At 71.2% G+C, this 18,178-nt stretch carries 15 protein-coding genes; 3 read left to right on the top strand and 12 right to left on the bottom strand.

The genetic code is table 11. From position 1 onward, the window contains the following. Positions 1-2: 2 nt before the first annotated feature. From AQJ91_RS24445 to rpe, 8 genes are all read right to left on the bottom strand, one after another. The gene (locus AQJ91_RS24445) at positions 3-1,490 is read right to left on the bottom strand and encodes an amino acid permease (RefSeq protein ID WP_067025715.1); all 1,488 of its coding nucleotides are present in this window, start codon (positions 1,488-1,490) and stop codon (positions 3-5) included. A 236-nt stretch (positions 1,491-1,726) separates the two neighbouring features. Beyond that, positions 1,727-2,299: a GNAT family N-acetyltransferase gene (locus AQJ91_RS24440; protein WP_079085164.1), complete on the bottom strand. Its 573-nt coding sequence runs from the start codon at positions 2,297-2,299 to the stop codon at positions 1,727-1,729. Positions 2,300-2,388: 89 nt separating this feature from the next. Continuing rightward, on the bottom strand, positions 2,389-3,831 hold the full coding sequence (locus tag AQJ91_RS24435) for a GuaB1 family IMP dehydrogenase-related protein (RefSeq protein WP_067025878.1): 1,443 nt from the start codon (positions 3,829-3,831) through the stop codon (positions 2,389-2,391). 200 nt (positions 3,832-4,031) lie between these two features. After that, entirely contained in the window at positions 4,032-4,391 is a 360-nt protein-coding gene (locus tag AQJ91_RS24430; RefSeq protein ID WP_067025712.1) for a hypothetical protein, read from the bottom strand. Further along, on the bottom strand, positions 4,379-4,831 hold the full coding sequence (locus AQJ91_RS24425; protein ID WP_067025709.1) for a hypothetical protein: 453 nt from the start codon (positions 4,829-4,831) through the stop codon (positions 4,379-4,381). Before AQJ91_RS24425 ends, AQJ91_RS24430 begins: the two co-directional genes overlap by 13 nt. Before the next feature lie 199 nt (positions 4,832-5,030). Continuing rightward, on the bottom strand, positions 5,031-5,336 hold the full coding sequence (locus tag AQJ91_RS24420) for a barstar family protein (RefSeq protein ID WP_067025706.1): 306 nt from the start codon (positions 5,334-5,336) through the stop codon (positions 5,031-5,033). Between the two features lie 137 nt (positions 5,337-5,473). After that, positions 5,474-6,517, bottom strand: a complete 1,044-nt coding sequence (locus tag AQJ91_RS24415; RefSeq protein WP_067025876.1) for a sugar-binding transcriptional regulator — start codon at positions 6,515-6,517, stop codon at positions 5,474-5,476. A gap of 79 nt (positions 6,518-6,596) precedes the next feature. Next, positions 6,597-7,283 (bottom strand): ribulose-phosphate 3-epimerase, encoded by a 687-nt coding sequence (gene rpe, locus AQJ91_RS24410; RefSeq protein WP_067025702.1) that lies wholly within the window; start codon positions 7,281-7,283, stop codon positions 6,597-6,599. Between the two features lie 133 nt (positions 7,284-7,416). Here rpe and AQJ91_RS24405 point away from each other — a divergent pair, with 133 nt between their 5' ends. Further along, on the top strand, positions 7,417-9,564 hold the full coding sequence (locus AQJ91_RS24405; RefSeq protein WP_067025700.1) for an MMPL family transporter: 2,148 nt from the start codon (positions 7,417-7,419) through the stop codon (positions 9,562-9,564). Between the two features lie 75 nt (positions 9,565-9,639). Continuing rightward, positions 9,640-11,094 carry an argininosuccinate synthase gene (argG, locus tag AQJ91_RS24400; RefSeq protein ID WP_067025697.1) on the top strand — a complete coding sequence of 485 codons (1,455 nt, stop codon included), beginning with the start codon at positions 9,640-9,642 and terminating at the stop codon, positions 11,092-11,094. A 77-nt stretch (positions 11,095-11,171) separates the two neighbouring features. Here the strand turns inward: argG and AQJ91_RS24395 are convergent, their stop codons facing one another. Together AQJ91_RS24395 and fmt are read right to left on the bottom strand one after the other, a co-directional pair. Then, positions 11,172-12,590, bottom strand: coding sequence for an RsmB/NOP family class I SAM-dependent RNA methyltransferase (locus AQJ91_RS24395; protein WP_067025694.1), 1,419 nt, complete (start codon positions 12,588-12,590; stop codon positions 11,172-11,174). Between the two features lie 75 nt (positions 12,591-12,665). Beyond that, entirely contained in the window at positions 12,666-13,598 is a 933-nt protein-coding gene (gene fmt, locus AQJ91_RS24390) for a methionyl-tRNA formyltransferase (protein ID WP_067025690.1), read from the bottom strand. Between the two features lie 325 nt (positions 13,599-13,923). Here fmt and AQJ91_RS24385 point away from each other — a divergent pair, with 325 nt between their 5' ends. Next, entirely contained in the window at positions 13,924-14,457 is a 534-nt protein-coding gene (locus tag AQJ91_RS24385; protein WP_067025874.1) for a hypothetical protein, read from the top strand. Positions 14,458-14,542: 85 nt separating this feature from the next. On the opposite strand, the gene AQJ91_RS24380 is transcribed toward AQJ91_RS24385, so the two are convergent. Both AQJ91_RS24380 and metK read right to left on the bottom strand, forming a co-directional pair. Next, positions 14,543-16,696: a primosomal protein N' gene (locus AQJ91_RS24380; RefSeq protein WP_067025687.1), complete on the bottom strand. Its 2,154-nt coding sequence runs from the start codon at positions 16,694-16,696 to the stop codon at positions 14,543-14,545. Between the two features lie 110 nt (positions 16,697-16,806). After that, positions 16,807-18,015 (bottom strand): methionine adenosyltransferase, encoded by a 1,209-nt coding sequence (gene metK / locus AQJ91_RS24375; RefSeq protein WP_067025683.1) that lies wholly within the window; start codon positions 18,013-18,015, stop codon positions 16,807-16,809. Between the last annotated feature and the right edge of the window lie 163 nt (positions 18,016-18,178).

The raw sequence follows: 18,178 nt of genomic DNA, 5'->3' as shown, positions 1-18,178 counted from the left end.
GTTCACTTCGCTTCTGGTGTTGCGAGGACTTCTCGCGTGGCAAGACGGGAACGGCGATAGCCGTATACGAAGTAGAACACGAGCCCGACGGCCATCCAGCATCCGAAGACCACCCAGGTCACGGTGTCGAGGCTGACCATGTTGTACGCGCAGAACAGGAAGCCCAGCACCGGCAGCACCGGCCCGAACGGCACCCTGAACGTACGCTCCAGCTCCGGCCGCCGGTAGCGCAGGATGATCACCGAGATATTGACCAGCGCGAAGGCGAACAGCGTGCCGATGCTGGTGGCGTCGACGAGCTTGCCCAGCGGGATGAGGGCGGCGAGCACCCCGCAGAAGAGGGACACGATCACCGTGTTGAGGCGGGGCGCACCGGTCTTCGGGTGGACCCTGCCGAGCGCCTTCGGCACCAGGCCGTCGCGGGACATCGCGAAGAGGATGCGGGTCTGGCCGTAGAGCACGGTGAGGACCACGCTCGCGATGGAGATGACCGCGCCGAGCGCGAGGAGGGTGCCCCAGAAGCTCTGGCCGCTGACGTCGCTCATGATCGCGGCAAGGGAGGCGTTGGAGCCCTCGAACTTGGTCCAGTTCCAGGCGCCGACGGCGACGGCCGCGACGAGCACGTACAGCGCGGTCACGATGATCAGCGACAGCATGATGGCCCGCGGCAGGTCACGCTTGGGGTTCTTCGCCTCCTCGCCGGCGGTGGAGGCGGCGTCGAAGCCGATGTAGGAGAAAAAGAGCGTCGCGCCCGCGGCACTCACGCCCGCCATGCCGAGCGGCATGAAGTCGGCGTAGTTGCCGGACTTGAAGCCGGTGAAGCCGACCGCGCAGAACAGCACCAGCGCGGCGATCTTGACGGCGACCATGATCGTGTTGGCGCGGGCGGACTCGCGTACGCCGCCCAGCAGGAACACCATCGCCAGCAGGACGACGATCAGGGCGGGCAGGTTGATGATGCCGCCCTCGCCAGGCGCCGAGGACAGCGCGGCCGGGATGGTGACCCCGATCGTTCCGTTCAGCAGCTCGTTGAGGTACTCGCCCCAGCCGACGGCGACGGCGGCCACCGAGACGCCGTACTCCAGCACCAGACACCAGCCGCAGACCCAGGCGACCAGTTCGCCCATCGTTGCGTACGCATACGAGTACGAGGAGCCGGCGACGGGGATGCTGCCCGCCAGTTCGGCGTACGACAGGGCCGAGAACAGCGCCGTGAGACCGGCGATCACGAAGGCCAGGGTGACCGCGGGGCCGGCCTCCGGAACGGCGTCGCCGAGGACGACGAAGATGCCGGTGCCGAGGGTGGCACCGATGCTGATCATGGTGAGCTGCCACATCCCGAGGGACCGCCGCAGGCTGCCCCCTTCACCCTGGCCGCCCTCCGCGACCAGGCGTTCCACAGGCTTGCGACGCAGGAGGCGCGCACCGACGCCCGGGGACGGTGGGGCGGTCTGACTGCGGTCCTGCGGGGGTGCGCCTTGGTCGAACACGCGCTGACTCCTTCGTCGCTGCCTGTCAGGGCGACGGGGACCGGCGGCACCTCTGTGACAGCAGAGACCCACCGAGCGGGGTCCCCGCCACGCTATGTACAGCGCACGACCCTATGAGCCGGGACGTCGCGGTCGTAATGCAGCAGCCTTGCGCATCTCCGCAAGATCGTTGCGTGCATCGCGGGTCGGTGGGTGTTCGTTGCGCGGGGGCTTCGGAGTGTTGCGCGGACGTCTGATCAGCGCGGATCGGGCTCTTCCGCGACGGCCCCCGCCTCGGCCGCGTCCACGTCGTCGAAGGGGGTCCCGACCTCGCTGGACAGCTCCTTGACGAGGAAGGTGAGCGCCTCGACGCACTCGTGTGTGACGCCGTCGTGGCCCTCGTACGACCAGCGGCCGAGGTAGTCGGACAGGGGCCGGTAGCCGAGCCGTTCGTAGAGGGCGGCGGCGCGTGGGTTGTCGGCCGCGACGCCGAGGCCGACGACCGTGCTGCCGTGCTCGCGGGCCAGCTGCTCGGCGGCACGGATCAGGGCGCTGCCGATCCCGCGTGACCGCAGCGCCTCGGGCCAGACGGACAGCGCGTTGATCTCCGGGCAGCCGGGCCGGGCCGCCCGCACCCCGGGGTCGTCGCAGCCGCGCCATCGGACCTCCGTGTGCCCGACGGGCCGCCCGTCCAGCCAGGCTATGAGGTACGTGCTCTCCCCCGCCTCCTGCCGCGCGAACCGCCGGGCATGGAACGAGGTCGCTCCGGGCGAGCCGATGTGCTGGTCCAGCAGCGCCACGTCGGCGGCTCCGCAAACGGTGATCTCCATGTGGCCGACGGTAGAACCCGCGCACGCGAACGGCCCCCGAATTTCCCGGCAGCGGGTCAACAGGGGCCGTACGAAAGGGAGCTGACGCGTCAGCTCCAGCTGGCGTGCAGCGGCTTGCCCTCGGCGTAGCCCGCCGCGCTCTGGATGCCGACGACCGACTTCTCGGCGAACTCCTCCAGGGAGCCCGCGCCGGCGTACGTGCAGGAGGAGCGGACGCCCGCGATGATCGAGTCGATCAGGTCCTCGACGCCCGGACGGACCGGGTCCAGGAACATGCGGGACGTGGAGATGCCCTCCTCGAACAGCGCCTTGCGGGCCCGGTCGTACGCGGACTCCTCCGACGTACGGTTGCGCACGGCACGCGCGGACGCCATGCCGAACGACTCCTTGTAGAGGCGCCCGTCGGCGTCCTGCTGGAGGTCGCCCGGCGACTCGTACGTCCCCGAGAACCACGACCCGATCATCACGTTGGACGCACCGGCCGCCAGCGCCATGGCGACGTCACGCGGGTGCCGGACACCACCGTCGGCCCAGACGTGCTTGCCGTACTTCTTCGCCTCGGCGGCACACTCCAGCACCGCCGAGAACTGCGGCCGCCCCACGCCGGTCATCATGCGGGTCGTGCACATCGCACCCGGTCCGACACCGACCTTGATGATGTCGGCGCCGGCCTCGATCAGATCCCGGACCCCCTCCGCGGCGACGATGTTGCCCGCGACGATCGGGACCTGCGGGTCGAGCGCGCGCACGACCTTGACCGCGCCGAGCATCGACTCCTGGTGGCCGTGCGCCGTGTCGATGACGAGCGTGTCCACGCCCGCGTCGAGCAGCTGCTTGGCCTTGCCCCCGACGTCGCCGTTGATACCTACCGCCGCGGCGATGCGCAGCTTGCCGTGGGCGTCGACGGCCGGCGTGTACAACGTGGCGCGCAGGGCGCCCTTGCGGGTCAGGATGCCGGCGAGGCGGCCGTCCTTGTCGACGGCCGGGGCGTAGCGCCGGTTGTGGTGGTCGAGGGTGTTGAAGGCCTCGCGCGGGTCTATGTCCGCGTCGAGCAGCAGCAGGTCCTTGGACATGACCACTTCGAGCTGGGTGAAGCGGTCCACGCCGGACAGGTCCGCGTCGGTGACCACACCGATCGGCCGGTGGTCCTCGTCGACGACGACACCGGCGTTGTGCGCCCGCTTCGACAGCAGGGCCAGCGCGTCGGCGACGGTCTGGTGCGGGGCCAGCACGATCGGGGTGTCGAGGACGAGATGGCGGCTCTTCACCCAGGAGACGACCTCGGTGACGACGTCGATCGGGATGTCCTGCGGGATGACCACGAGGCCGCCGCGACGCGCCATGGTCTCGGCCATCCGGCGGCCGGCGACGGCGGTCATGTTGGCGACGACGAGCGGAATCGTGGTGCCCGTGCCGTCCGGGGAGCTGAGGTCCACGCCCTGCCGCGAGCCGACCGCGCTGCGGCTCGGGACCATGAAGACGTCGTCGTACGTCAGGTCGTACGCGGGCTGGATGTCGTTGAGGAAACGCACGTGCTGCACATCCCAGTCGTTCAGAGGTGGCCCCCGGACAGGTCAGCCAGGGGGAAGAGCACGTACTTCATTGTCCCATGTCGGCCGGAATGCGATGCCCGGGCGGATCGTCCAGGCGGCCCGTCCCGTCATGGTCGGATCCTCCAGGAACCAAACCGGGTCCCACGCGACGGGCGGTCGCGGTGCCCGGGGCACGGATGTCACCTCGCCGGATCGCCGCGCGTCTCCCCGCGTTCGGCGTCGGACAGCGCGGCCCGCGCCGACTCGATGAACTCCCTTCTGCACGCGTCGAGTTCGTCGAGGGAGGACGCGTGTCTGCGGAGTGACTCCATCAGCGCGTGCGCCGCGGTGGCGGGCTCCGCCGGGCCCTCCGGGAGGACGAGGCTGTAGGCGCGCTGGACGTCCGGGCCCGTGCTGCGAGTGACGAGGGCCGCGTCGGCGGCCTCCTGGAAACGGACGCAGGTGTGGCGGCGCTGGTCGAGGACCCGGGCGGTGCGCTGTTCCGCCAGGGTCAGGCGCGGGGTGTGCAGCGCGACGAGCCACTCGCTCAGGGGACGCACCGAGCAGCTGGTAGAGCCGGGCGGCGGCGTCGCTCAGGCCCCGGTAGGCCGCGTCCCAGACCCGCTCCACCATCGGCATGCCCTTCTCGTGCAGCTCGGCCGTGAGCCTGCCCACCAGCCGGGGCAGCGTCCGTCCCGGATGGCGGCACAGCCGGCAGCTCGCGGGTCACGTCCGGCTCGGCGGCGAGCCGCGCGTCGGACGTCACCCGCTCCAGCAGTTCCAGCGCGTCCGCCTCGGCCAGCGGGTCCAGGGGGAGTTCGACGACCGCCCCGGCCTGAAGGTCGTACAGCGGACCGTGGCTGGTGACGATCACCAGGCTCGCGCCGGAGGCGGGCAGCAGGGGCTCGACCTCGGCGCCGCAGCGGGCGTTGTCGACGACGGTCACGAGTCGCTTGCCGCAGGTCAGCGACCGGTACTGCCGCGTCCGTTCCCCGAACACCGGGGCGATCCAGTCCGCGCCGAGGGAGCGCAGCAGGTCGCCCAGGACGCCGTCCGGGTAGCTCTCCGTCCGCCCGACGGTGTCCCGTGCCGCTCCGCGACCAGCCGCAGCACCCGGGCCTGCGCTTCCTCACGATCCACGAAGTGCGCCGGTTCGGGCGGAATCTGATACACCATCCGTCAGGGCCGCGCGGACCGCCTCAGCCGAGGGCGAGCGCCACGGTGAGCGCGGGCTCGCGGGTCGCCGCGTCGGTGAACACGTCCCGCGCCACCTCCCACTCCTGCGGCCGCGCCTTCGCGTACGGCTGCCACCCCCGTACGACGACCAGCAGCCCCTGCTCGGCAGCGCCCTCGGGCCAGCCGCCGGGGTCGGACAGGGAGTCGGCGAGCGCGTCCCAGTTACGGCCGAACCAGTCCGGCAGGCCGAGCGCACGGGCGCAGCGGTCCATCAGGCCGGCCTTGTCCGTGACTCCGCCGAGGTCGAGGGTGACCACGAGCTCCGCCATCTCAGTACCGCCCTGAAGGATTCGTAGTGATCACCGGTGTAGCGGGTGATCATCGGTGTAGTCGATCTCGCCATCCCCGTCCGATGACAATGCGCCGGGCCCCCGATCGCGGGAGCCCGGCGTCCTGACACGCTCCGTCAGGGACCGTCCGGGTCGGCCCGGTTGAGTGCGGGCCTCGGCGTGGGGCCGGCGGTCATCAGTACGTCCGCCGCCGACGTGTCCGTCACCAGGCTGGTGACGAGCCCGGACCGCAGCACCGCGTCGATCGCGGCCGCCTTGCGCTGCCCGCCGGCGATCGCGACGACCTCGGGGATACGGCGGAGCTGGTCGGCCTTGACCGTGATGCAGCGCTCCCCCAGGTCCCGCCCGACCCGGCGCCCCTCGGTGTCGAAGAGGTGCGCGGACATCTCGGCGGCGACACCGAGCGAGGCGTAGTGCGCCCGCTCCTCGTCGCTGAGCATGTCGTGCACCGTCGAGATGCCCGGCTCCCAGGAGCCGATGGAGACACAGGCGACCGTGACCTTGTCGAAGTACTCGAAGGCCCGGGCGATCCCGGTCTGGTTGCGCAGCGCGGCCGCGGTGGCCGCGTCCGGCAGCAGCATCGGCGCGTAGATGGGGTGGGCGTCGCCGCCCGACACCTGGGCGGCGCGCCGCACCGCCTCCACCGAACCGCGCTCGGCGGTCCCGGCGTCGTAGACACCCGTCAGCTGCACCACCGTGCACGGCGGCAGCCGGTCGAGCGCCGCGGCCATGTGGATGGTGGAACGGCCCCAGGCCAGGCCCAGGACATCCCCCTCGTTGACCAGCTCGCCGAGCAGGTCGGCGGCCACTTCCCCCAGGTTCTCCGGATCGGGCGACTCCTCGGCATCGGCCGGGGACTCGACCACGACAGCGTGCCTCAGGCCGTACCGGGCGCGCAGCGCGTCCGAGCGCTCCGCGTCCAGCTCGGCCGGCACCCGGATCTCGATCCGTACGAGATCCCGTTCGAGGGCGGTCTCCAGGACCCGGGCCACTTTGAAGCGGCTGACGCCGAACTCCTCCGCGATCTGGATCTTGGACTTGCCCTCGAGGTAGAAGCGGCGGGCCATGGCCGCCGCCTGCACCAGCTCAGCGGGTCCCATCCGCATGGCTGACCGGCCCGCCGACATACCCGACACGGCGATCTCCTCACTACTGTTCACACTCTGGATTCGCCGTTCATCCTTGCAGATCCGGCGCACTTGATCCGCCCTCAGTGGGCGCCGTTCACGTTCCCTTGGCTCAGTGGTCGCATGCCCAGGAGGCATGCTCGGTCACCGCCTCGGCCTGTGCGCGCAGGGCACGCACCGCCTCGGCGGGGTCATCCGCCCCGTACACCGCCGAACCGGCGACGAAGACGTCCGCGCCCGCCTCCGCGCACCGCTCGATCGTCGACGCGGAGACGCCGCCGTCCACCTGGAGCCACAGCTCGAGGCCGTGCTTGCTGATCAACTCGCGGGTGCGGCGGATCTTGGGGAGCATGATGTCGAGGAACGCCTGGCCGCCGAAGCCCGGTTCGACCGTCATGATCAGCAGCATGTCGAGCTCGGGGAGCAGATCCTCGTACGGCTCGATGGGCGTCGCGGGCTTGAGCGCCATGGAGGCGCGGGCACCCTTGGCCCGGATCTCCCGGGCCAGCCGCACGGGTGCGGCGGCCGCCTCGACATGGAAGGTGACGGAGGAGGCACCCGCTTCCACGTACTGGGGCGCCCACCGATCGGGGGCCTCGATCATCAGGTGGCAGTCCAGCGGAGTGTCCGTCGCACGGGCCAGAGACTCTACGACCGGCACACCGAGCGTGAGGTTCGGGACGAAATGGTTGTCCATGACGTCGACGTGGAGCCAGTCGGCTCCGTCAACCGCCTTCGCCTCGTCCGCGAGGCGGGCGAAATCGGCGGACAGGATGCTGGGGTTGATCTGCGCGGCCATGACCCAAGCCTGCCATGCCCGGGCACGAATGTTCGCGCCGGTCCAGACCTAAGCCGTTCATCGGATGTTGCGACGGCGGCTCGCGTGCCATGCTGGGCGGCCTACGGGCTCGACGTACGCCTGCGGGGTGGCCATGAGCGAGAACCGAGGCATTGGACACCTCGTCTGCGGGCGGCGTGCCAAGTGGCTGGTGCTGGCGCTGTGGCTGGTGGTGCTGTTCTTGATGGCGCCCTTCGCCTCCAAGCTGACCGATGCCCAGGACAACGACGCGGCGTCCTGGCTGCCCGGCTCCGCCGAGTCGACCCAGGTCCTGGAGCTCTCCGAGGACTTCAGGCCGGAGCAGATCCCCGCGATCGTCGTGTATGCCCGGGAGAGCGGCCTGACGGCACAGGACCGGGCGACGATCACCGAGGACGTGGGACAGCTCAAACAACTCACCGATCATGGGATTCGCGGCGCGGAGACCCGGGGCCCGGTGTTCGACCGGGAGACCGACCCGCGCGCGGCCCAGATCTACGTGCCGATCACGATGGACGAGAAGGGCTGGGAGCGCATCGCCCCCGCCGTCGACTCCATCCGGGACGATGTCGGTGAGGGCGGCGCCGGGCTCGCCGTGCACATCACCGGCCCCGGCGGCACGTCGGCGGACTTCTCCGAGGCCTTCGAGGGCATCGACTCGACGCTGCTGATCGCCGCGATGGGCGTCGTGATCGTGATGCTGCTGCTCACGTACCGCAGCCCGTCCCTCCTTCTGGTCCCGCTGCTCTCCGTGGTCGCCGCCCTGTTCACGGCCCAGGCGCTCATCTACCTCCTGACGGAACACGCGGGCCTGACGGTCAACGGGCAGAGCGCGGGCATCCTGACGGTCCTCGTCTTCGGCGCGGGGACGGACTACGCCCTGCTCCTCGTCGCCCGCTACCGGGAAGAGCTCCGCCGACACGAGGACCGGCACGAGGCGATGGCCCTCGCCCTGCACCGCGCGGGCCCGGCGGTGATCGCCTCCGGCGCGACCGTCGTGCTGAGCATGCTGGTGCTGCTGGCGGCCGAGATGAACTCGACGCGCGGTCTGGGCCCGGTGGCAGCGATCGGCGTGGCGGTCGCCCTGCTGGCGATGATGACCCTGTTCCCGGCCCTGCTGGTGATCTTCGGCCGCTGGATCTTCTGGCCGGTGATCCCGCGTCTCGGCGCGCCGAACCCGGCCGACACAGGCGTCTGGGCCCGCATGGGCGGCCGTATCGCCCGCCGCCCCCGCATGGTCTGGGGCGTCACCGCGGTGGTCCTGGCGGTCTGCTCCCTAGGCCTGATCCAGATGCGCGCCGAGGGCATCAACAACGCGGACGCCTTCACCGGCAAGCCGGACTCGATCACCGGCCAGGAGGTCTCCGCACGCTACTTCCCGGCGGGCAGCGGCGACCCCCTGGTCGTCATCAGTAACCAGGCGCAGGCCCACCAGGTGGGCCGGGCGGTCGCCGACACCCGCGGCGTCGTCCCCGAGTCGCTGGGCCTGCCACCGGGCACGAAACCGTCGTTCGAGGGCAAGGTCCTCTTCGAGGCCACGATGACCGACCCCTCCGACAGCGAGGCCGCGAAGCAGACCGTGGAGCGGGTCCGCGACGCCGTGCACGCGGTGCCGGACGCCGACGCCCAGGTCGGCGGCGGTACGGCGGCCCTGCTGGACATGGACGAGGCGACCACGCACGACAACGTACTGATCATCCCGTTGGTGCTGGTCGTGGTGATGCTGATCCTGTGCGTCCTGCTGCGCGCCCTGATCGCCCCGCTGCTCCTGATCGGCACGGTGATCCTGTCGTTCACGGCGGCGCTGGGCATCAGCGCACTCGCGTTCCGGTACCTCTTCGACTACGCGGGCGAGACGACGGACTTCCCGCTCTTCGTCTTCGTCTTCCTGGTGGCCCTGGGCATCGACTACAACATCTTCCTCACGACCCGCATCCGCGAGGAGGCCGCCCATCAGGGCACCCGCCCCGGCGTGGTGACGGGTCTGGCGGCGACCGGCGCGGTGATCACCTCCGCGGGCCTGGTCCTGGCCGGCACCTTCGCGGCCCTCGCCACGCTTCCCATGGTCGCCTTCGCCGAGATCGGCTTCGCGGTCGCGCTGGGCGTGCTCCTGGACACCTTCATCGTGCGGTCGGTGCTGGTCACGGCGCTGTTCCTGGACGTGGGTCCGAAGGTGTGGTGGCCGCACAGGCTGGCCAGGGAGGACGGCGGTGCGGCCGCGGTGCGGCAGCCGGAGGAGAGGGTCCGCCAGTCGTCGGACTGAGCGGGGACCGGCCGTGCCGGAAATCACCACCACAGAGACTTTGCATGATCATGCGCGATTATGCATAATCTTCCTATGTCCAAGGTCCTCACCTCCCTCCCCGCCGGCGAGCGCGTCGGCATCGCCTTCTCCGGCGGCCTCGACACCTCCGTCGCGGTCGCGTGGATGCGCGACAAGGGCGCCGTGCCGTGCACCTACACCGCCGACATCGGCCAGTACGACGAGCCCGACATCGCCTCGGTGCCCGGCCGCGCCAAGGCCTACGGTGCCGAGATCGCCCGTCTGGTCGACTGCCGCGCGGCGCTGGTCGAAGAGGGCCTGGCCGCGCTCACCTGCGGCGCGTTCCACATCCGTTCGGGCGGGCGTGCCTACTTCAACACCACTCCGCTCGGCCGCGCCGTCACGGGCACGCTCCTGGTCCGGGCGATGCTCGAGGACGATGTCCAGATCTGGGGCGACGGCTCGACCTTCAAGGGCAACGACATCGAACGGTTCTACCGCTACGGCCTGCTCGCCAACCCGCACCTGCGGATCTACAAGCCCTGGCTGGACGCGGACTTCGTGACCGAGCTCGGCGGCCGCAAGGAAATGTCGGAGTGGCTGCTCGCCCACAACCTGCCCTACCGCGACAGCACGGAGAAGGCATACTCCACCGACGCCAACATCTGGGGCGCCACCCACGAGGCCAAGACCCTGGAGCACCTGGACACCGGCGTGGAGACCGTGGAGCCCATCATGGGCGTGCGGTTCTGGGACCCGTCGGTCGAGATCGCCACCGAGGACGTGACGATCGGTTTCGACCAGGGCCGCCCCGTGACGGTCAACGGCAAGGAGTTCGCCTCCGCCGTCGATCTGGTGATGGAGGCCAACGCCATCGGCGGCCGGCACGGCCTGGGCATGTCGGACCAGATCGAGAACCGGATCATCGAGGCCAAGAGCCGCGGCATCTACGAGGCGCCCGGCATGGCCCTGCTGCACACGGCGTACGAGCGCCTCATCAACGCGATCCACAACGAGGACACCCTCGCCCAGTACCACACCGAGGGACGGCGCCTGGGCCGGCTGATGTACGAGGGCCGCTGGCTGGACCCGCAGGCCCTGATGATCCGGGAGTCGCTGCAGCGCTGGGTCGGCTCGGCGGTCACCGGCGAGGTCACCCTGCGGCTGCGGCGCGGTGAGGACTACTCGATCCTCGACACCACGGGCCCGGCGTTCAGCTACCACCCGGACAAGCTGTCCATGGAGCGCACCGAGGACTCCGCGTTCGGCCCGGTGGACCGGATCGGCCAGCTCACCATGCGCAACCTCGACATCGCCGACTCGCGCGCCAAGCTGGAGCAGTACGCCGGCCTGGGCCTGTTCGGCACCGGCAGCCCCGCCATCGGTGCCGCCCAGGCGGCCGCGACCGGCCTGATCGGCACCATGACCGAGATGCCGGAGGGCGGCGCGGAGGCCATCGCCTCCCGCGGCGAGGTCACCGAGGACGACGAACTGCTGGACCGCGCCGCGATGGAGTTCGGCACGGACTGACCGGCCCGAGGGGCACGCACCACCGGAAGGGCCGGTCCGACGCCGGAGACGTCGGACCGGCCTTCTGCCAGGTCGGCTCAGCCGGTCCGCCGGATGAGCGCCAGATACATGGCGTCGGTCCCGTGCACATGCGGCCACAGCTGTACGTCCGGTCCCTCGCCCAGGTCCGGTACGCCGGGCAGCATCGGCCGGGCGTCGATCAGCTCGGCGTCCGACCGGTGCTTGAGGATGTCGTCGACGACGGCACGGGTCTCGGCGAGGTGCGGCGAGCAGGTGGCGTAGCCGACGACCCCGCCGACCCGCACGGAGTCGAGGGCGGTGCTCAACAGGCCACGCTGCAACGGCGCGAACCCCTCGAGATCCTCCGGACGCCGCCGCCACCGCGCCTCGGGCCGCCGCCGCAGGGCACCGAGCCCGGTGCACGGCACGTCCATCAGCACCCGGTCGAAGACACCGTCGCGCCACGGCGGCCGGGTCCCGTCGGCGGCGATGACCTGATACGGCCCGGGATTGCCGGCCAGGGCCCTGGCCACCAGCCCCGCCCGATGCGGCTGCTTCTCGGAGGCGAGCAGCACCGCCCCCCGCTCGGCGGCGAGCGCACCCAGCAGTGCGGCCTTGCCGCCGGGCCCGGCACACCCGTCGAGCCACTTCGCGTCGGGCCCCTCCAGCGGCGCGTTGGCCAGAGCGAGAGCGACCAGCTGGCTCCCCTCGTCCTGCACGCCCGCACGCCCGTCCCGTACGGCCTCGATGGCCCCGGGCTCACCGCCTTCGGCCAGCCGCACGGCATACGGCGACCAGCGCCCCGCCACGGCAGCCTCCTCACCGAGCAGTTCCTCGGTCGTGGCCCGCCCCGGCCGGGCAACCAGCGTCACCTCGGGCCGCTCGTTGTCGGCCTCCAGCAATGCCTCGATACCGGCGCGCCCTCCGCCCAGCGAGTCCCACAACGCGGAGACGACCCACCGCGGATGCGAGTGCACAACGGCGAGGTGATCCTCGGGGTCTTCGTCATAGGGCGGCGCGACCTTGGCGATCCACCCGTCGAGATCGTCCTGCGCGACCTTCCGCAGCACGGCGTTGACGAACTTGGCCCGCCCGTCCCCGAGCACGACCCGGGCGAGCTCGACAGACGCGGAGACGGCGGCATGCGTCGGAATCCGCGTCCCGAGCAACTGATGCACCCCGAGGCTGAGCACATCGAGCACCGGCGGGTCGACCTCCCGCAGCGGCCGGTCGACACACGCGGCGATGACGGCGTCGTACGTCCCCTGCCGCCGCAGCGTCCCGTACACCAGCTCGGTGGCGAGCGCCGCGTCCCGCCCGTCGAACTTGTCGGGTCCCTCCTTCTCCCGCGCCTTGCGCAGCAGCGGCGGCAGCACGAGGTTGGCGTACGCGTCCCGCTCGTCCACGGCCCGCAGGGCCTCGAAGGCGAGGAAGCGGACGGGGTCCTTCTTGGGCCGACGGTAGGGCTTGCCGGGACGGCGGGAGGTCTCGCTCACGAAAAAGGTGCTCCGGATTGCAGGATGAGAAGTGTTCCCAGCGTACGACGCACCAACACGCCGGCGCGCAGCTGGTTACACGCCGAGGATCTCCCCGTCCCCGTTCCGCACCCCGCGCGCCCAGTCGGCCGCCCGCATCGGCTTCTTGCCCTGGGCCTGCACCCACAGCAGCTCGACGGCGTACGACCCGGTGCCGACGTGGACGTTGTTCTTGCCGACGGAGAGCATGCCGGGCGCCAGGCCGGTCCGCTCGGGCACCGGCTGGACCTGGATGAGCTTGAGCCGCTCACCGCGGAAGACGGTCCAGGCACCGGGGGCGGGCGTGCACCCGCGCACGACGCGATCGACGCGCAGGGCGGGGGCGTTCCAGTCGATGTGCGCATCCTCGACGTTGACCTTCGGGGCGAGGCTGATCCCCTCGCCCGGCTGCGGTACGGCCTTGAGGGTGCCGTCCTCGATCCCGTCCATGGTCGCGGCGAGCAGCCCGGCGCCGGCGAAGGCGAGCCGGGTCAGCAGGTCGCCGCTGGTGTCGGTGGGCCGGATCTCCTCGGTGACGGTGCCGTAGACGGGCCCGGAGTCGAGTCCTTCCTCGATGAGGAAGGTGGAGGCACCGGTGATCTCGTCGCCCGCCATGATGGCGTGCTGCACGGGAGCGGCCCCGCGCCAGGCGGGCAGCAGCGAGAAGTGCAGGTTGACCCAGCCGTGGACGGGGATGTCGAGGGCGACCCGCGGCAGCAGAGCCCCATAGGCGACGACCGGACAACAGTCGGGCGCGATCTCCTTGAGCCGCTCCAGGAACTCCGGATCCCGCGGCTTGACGGGCTTCAGCAGCTCGATCCCGGCCTCCTCGGCCCGCTCGGCCACCGGACTCGCCACCAGCCTGCGCCCACGCCCGGCCGGCGCATCGGGCCGCGTGACGACGGCGGCCACCTCATGCCGCCCGGAGGCGATCAGAGCGTCCAGAGCGGGAACGGCGACCTCGGGGGTACCGGCGAAGACAAGCTTCATGGGCGAGCACGGGCCTCTCGGGCAGGGATGTAGCGGGCAGCCCCCAATTCTATGACCACGAACGAATACCCGCCGATGGCGAGGCACCCCCACAGGAGAGGCCAATCTCTCTCTCAACTGGAAACGGGCGGTGCGCGGGTAGGAGAAGAAACCGAGGCCGAAGTCCGAGGCGCACACCCCGGCACGGGGGGGCGTACGCATATGCCCACACGCCCCCACTGCGTGACCCGCGGAGCGAATCCGCGTTGGTCAAGAAAGAGTTGACCACAACGGGCCGCACATGCGCGGCCCCATCCTTTTCAACGCCGGTTCGAGAGGCTTGTTCATGGCCGACCACGCAACCCACGACGCCCAGGCTCGGGCCAGCCTGCACTTGCTGGTGCGGGACATCGAGCGGGTCCGCCGGCAGGTGGACGCACTGCGCACACTCACCGCCCAGTTGGGCAACGTCTACCGTCCGCGCCGCTCCGGCCCGTCCACGGGCTTCGTCGTCTACGGACGCGCTCCCGCGCCGACGGTCCGTCTCGCCCAGGAACTGCGGGACAGTGTCGAGACCCTGGTCACGGCCGCCGTGGACTTCGACCGCTCGCTCGGCTTCTCGTGGGACGCGGTGGGCTCCGCCCTCGGCGTCACCAAGCAGGCGGTTCACCGCCGTTACGGCTCCCGCCGCGCCGCCACTCAGGCGGCCGCCGAGGCCGAGCGGACGACCGAGCCGGCGGGCACCCGGCCGGTCAACGTCACCACCGGCATCACCACGGTCCCCGCGGCCCGCTCCATGCCGACGCAGCCGACGGCAGGCAGCCCGTCCCTCCGCGACGATGCCAGACCGACGGCGTTCCCCGGCCCCCGCAACGGCTGACACATCCCTCGCTCTGCCCTCCCGGAAGAGAACCGGGAGGGCAGAGGCCTGTAACAGAGCGAACCCCGCACCACTCACCCCACGGTCACCCGATATCAGGCGGATCGATCCGCACCCGCACCGCAGCCTCCGCAGCCCCCCGAGCCATCCGCACAGCCTGCGCGGCCTTCAGGGCAGCCGCCAGCGCGGCCCCCCTCCCCGGCGGCACCCGGACCAACGCGCGATCCCACTGCTCCCCAGGAGGCGGCGCCCCCACCCGCCGGGGCCGTCCCACCACCGTGACCGGCACCGGAACAGGCCCCAGCACCTCAGCCTCCGGGGGCAGTTCGACCGTACGGAGAAAATCGGCGACGGCATCCCCGGGCCCCGACACCGCCGCCATCCGCGACACCGGCGGAAACCCCAGCTCGGCCCGCTCGGCAAGCTCCCGTACCGCATGTCCGACGGGATCCCACCGCACCAGTGCCTGCACAGGCCGCAAGGTGGGCTCGGCCACCACGACGACCGTCCCCCCGGCCCCGTGCGGCCGCACCAGCGAGGCGGCCGCGATCCACCGCCGCAGCGCGTCCTCCCCCGCCCGCAGATCGGGCCGCCCGAGCATGGCCCAGCCGTCCAGCAGCAGCGCCGCCGCGTACCCGCCCTCGGCAACGGGCTCGGCCCCCGGCGTACTCACCACCAGAGCGGGCGCCCCCGGCACGGTGTCCAGCACCTGCTCACGCCCCGAGGTCCGCACCGGAACGGCGGGAAAAGCCCGCCCCAGCTCCTCAGCAGTCCGCCGCGCCCCCACGACCTGAGCCCGCAGCCGAGACGCACCACACTCCGGACAGTGCCAGGAACCTTCCTCCTGCCCGCACCACCCACACCGCAAGGCGCCCCCGGACTCCTGCCCCTCCAACGGCCCGGAGCACTGCCGGCACCGCGCGGGAGCCCGGCAGTTGGCGCACGCCATCCGCGGTACGTACCCCCGCCGGGGCACCTGCACCAGCACGGGCCCCTGCCGCAGCCCTTCCTTGACGACCTGCCAGGCGAGGGTCGGCAGCCGTGCGGCACGCGCGGCCTCGTCCCGAGCGAGATCAGTGTCCCCCACAGTCCGCACGAGCGGCGCGGCAGCCCGCACCTGCTCCCGCCCGGCGACGAGCGGCCGGGCCCAGCCACCCTCCACGAGCTGCGCGGCCTCCACGGTGCAGCTCCAACTACCCAGCAGAAAACCGCACTTGTCCTGAGCGGCCCGGAGAAGCAGCACGTCACGTGCGTGCGGCTGAGGTGCATGGAGCTCGCTGTGGCTGTCGTCACCGTCGTCCCAGATGGCCACGAGCCCCAGATCCTGAACCGGGGCGAACATGGCGGCCCGAGTCCCCACCACAGCCCGCACGGCCCCCCGCCGCACGGCGAGCCACTCCCGATACCGCTTCTCCGGCCCGGCGTCAGCCGTCAGCACCGCATGTCGCCCCTCCCCCAGCAGCGAGGTCAGCGCGGCATCCACACGAGCAACAGCCCGCCCGTCGGGCAGCACGACCAGTGCCCCCCGCCCCGAGGCCAAGGTCGCCACGACGGCCCGAGCCAGCTCCTCGCTCCACTCACCCCCGGGCAACGCGTTCCACACAGCACGCGGCGCACCCCCGGAGGCCAGCGCCGCCACAAACGCGGCCCCCTGCTCATACCGCCCCCAGGCCCCCGCGTCAGGCACCCCGGGCGCCGGAAGCAGCGCGGGCGAAGGCCGCTGCTCGGCCCGAGCACTACGCGGCGGCACGGCCAACTGCAGCACATCGGCAAGGCTCCCCGCGTACCGATCGGCGACAGCCCGGGCAAGCCCCAGCAGCTCCTCGCTCAACACCCGCTCGGGCGACACAACCTGAGCGAGCGCGGCAAGCGGCCCGGAGTAATCGGACTCGGCGACCCGATCGACGAGAAACCCGTCAATCAGCCCGCCCCCCTCACGCCGCCCGTCCCGCACCCGATGCCGTCCGGCCCCGAACCGCACCCGCACCCGCACTCCGGGCTGCGCCTGCGCGTCGAGCTCCTCGGGCACGGCATAGTCGAAGAGCCGATCGAGATGCAGCACTCCCTTGTCGACCAGCACCCGCGCCACCGGCCGCTCCTTGGCCAGCGCGGCCCCCCGCCAGGTCCGCGGCTTGGCCTTGGGCGCCTTGGCCTTCCGCACACTCTCCCGAATGAACGCAAGCTGCTCGGGGGGTGCCCCCTCGCCACCGCCACGCGCCTGCTCATTCTCGCTGCTCACGCCTGCATTCTTACCAAACCCCACTGACAACCGACGGCGCCCGAGCGCGGGAACACACCGAGGCCCGGCGCCCCCGAAGGGACACCGGGCCTCTCAGAACAACGCGGGACCTACAGCCCCACTGCCGTCCGCAGCGCGTCCACGCGGTCTGTGCGCTCCCAGGTGAAGTCGGGCAGCTCGCGGCCGAAGTGGCCGTACGCGGCGGTCTGGGCGTAGATCGGGCGGAGCAGGTCGAGGTCGCGGATGATGGCGGCCGGGCGGAGGTCGAAGACCTCGTCGATGGCCTTCTCGATCTTCTCGGTGTCGACCTTGGCCGTGCCGAAGGTCTCGACGAACAGGCCGACCGGCTCGGCCTTGCCGATGGCGTAGGCGACCTGGACCTCGCAGCGGGAGGCGAGGCCCGCGGCGACGACGTTCTTGGCGACCCAGCGCATGGCGTAGGCGGCGCTGCGGTCGACCTTGGACGGGTCCTTGCCGGAGAACGCGCCGCCGCCGTGGCGGGCCATGCCGCCGTACGTGTCGATGATGATCTTGCGGCCGGTGAGGCCGGCGTCGCCCATCGGGCCGCCGATCTCGAAACGGCCGGTCGGGTTCACGAGGAGGCGGTAGCCGTCGGTGTCGAGCTTGATGCCGTCGTCCAGCAGCGCCTTCAGCTCCGGCTCCACCACGAACTCGCGGATGTCGGGGGCGAGCAGCGACTCCAGGTCGATGTCGCTGGCGTGCTGCGAGGAGACGACGACGGTGTCCAGACGGACCGCCTTGTCACCGTCGTACTCGATGGTGACCTGCGTCTTGCCGTCCGGGCGCAGGTAGGGGATGGTGCCGTTCTTGCGGACCTCGGACAGGCGCTTCGACAGCCGGTGTGCCAGGAAGATCGGCAGCGGCATCAGGGTGGGGGTCTCGTCGGTCGCGTAACCGAACATCAGGCCCTGGTCGCCGGCGCCCTGCTTGTCGAGTTCGTCGTCATCGCCCTCGACGCGGGTCTCGTAAGCCGTGTCGACGCCCTGCGCGATGTCCGGGGACTGCGCGCCGATCGACACGGACACACCGCAGGAGGCGCCGTCGAAGCCCTTCTTCGAGGAGTCGTAGCCGATCTCGAGGATCTTGCTGCGGACCAGCGTCGCGATGTCCGCGTACGTCTTGGTCGTGACCTCACCGGCCACATGCACCAGACCGGTGGTGATCAGCGTTTCGACGGCGACCCGGGAGGTCGGGTCCTCGCGCAGAAGCGCGTCGAGAATGGTGTCGCTGATCTGGTCAGCGATCTTGTCGGGGTGACCCTCGGTCACAGACTCCGAGGTGAACAGGCGACGGGACACAACGCTCCCTGGGGTTGCAGCGGCTGCTGGCTGATCATTGGTGGACGGGACGGGGGCTGCGCCCGGCGTCGTCCGTGGAACAGTTTATCGGTCGCACTCGGCCACCGGCCCCCCTGTCTCGCCTCTCGGGAGCGCTGTGACCTGCGGCACGGGCATTCTGCCC

The sequence above is a fragment of the Streptomyces dysideae genome (assembly GCF_001514305.1).
Taxonomy (GTDB): Bacteria; Actinomycetota; Actinomycetes; order Streptomycetales; family Streptomycetaceae; genus Streptomyces; species Streptomyces dysideae.
Note: the sequence above shows the minus strand (reverse complement) of the source record. Positions and strands in the feature narration are given on the sequence as shown.

Excerpts from the sequence above, each read along its gene's own strand:
- AQJ91_RS24440 (WP_079085164.1), bottom strand. The coding sequence starts at position 2,299 with ATGGAGATCACCGTTTGCGGAGCCGCCGACGTGGCGCTGCTGGACCAG.
- AQJ91_RS24420 (WP_067025706.1), bottom strand. The coding sequence starts at position 5,336 with ATGGCGGAGCTCGTGGTCACCCTCGACCTCGGCGGAGTCACGGACAAG.
- rpe (WP_067025702.1), bottom strand. The coding sequence starts at position 7,283 with ATGGCCGCGCAGATCAACCCCAGCATCCTGTCCGCCGATTTCGCCCGC.
- AQJ91_RS24405 (WP_067025700.1), top strand. The coding sequence starts at position 7,417 with ATGAGCGAGAACCGAGGCATTGGACACCTCGTCTGCGGGCGGCGTGCC.
- argG (WP_067025697.1), top strand. The coding sequence starts at position 9,640 with ATGTCCAAGGTCCTCACCTCCCTCCCCGCCGGCGAGCGCGTCGGCATC.
- fmt (WP_067025690.1), bottom strand. The coding sequence starts at position 13,598 with ATGAAGCTTGTCTTCGCCGGTACCCCCGAGGTCGCCGTTCCCGCTCTG.
- AQJ91_RS24385 (WP_067025874.1), top strand. The coding sequence starts at position 13,924 with ATGGCCGACCACGCAACCCACGACGCCCAGGCTCGGGCCAGCCTGCAC.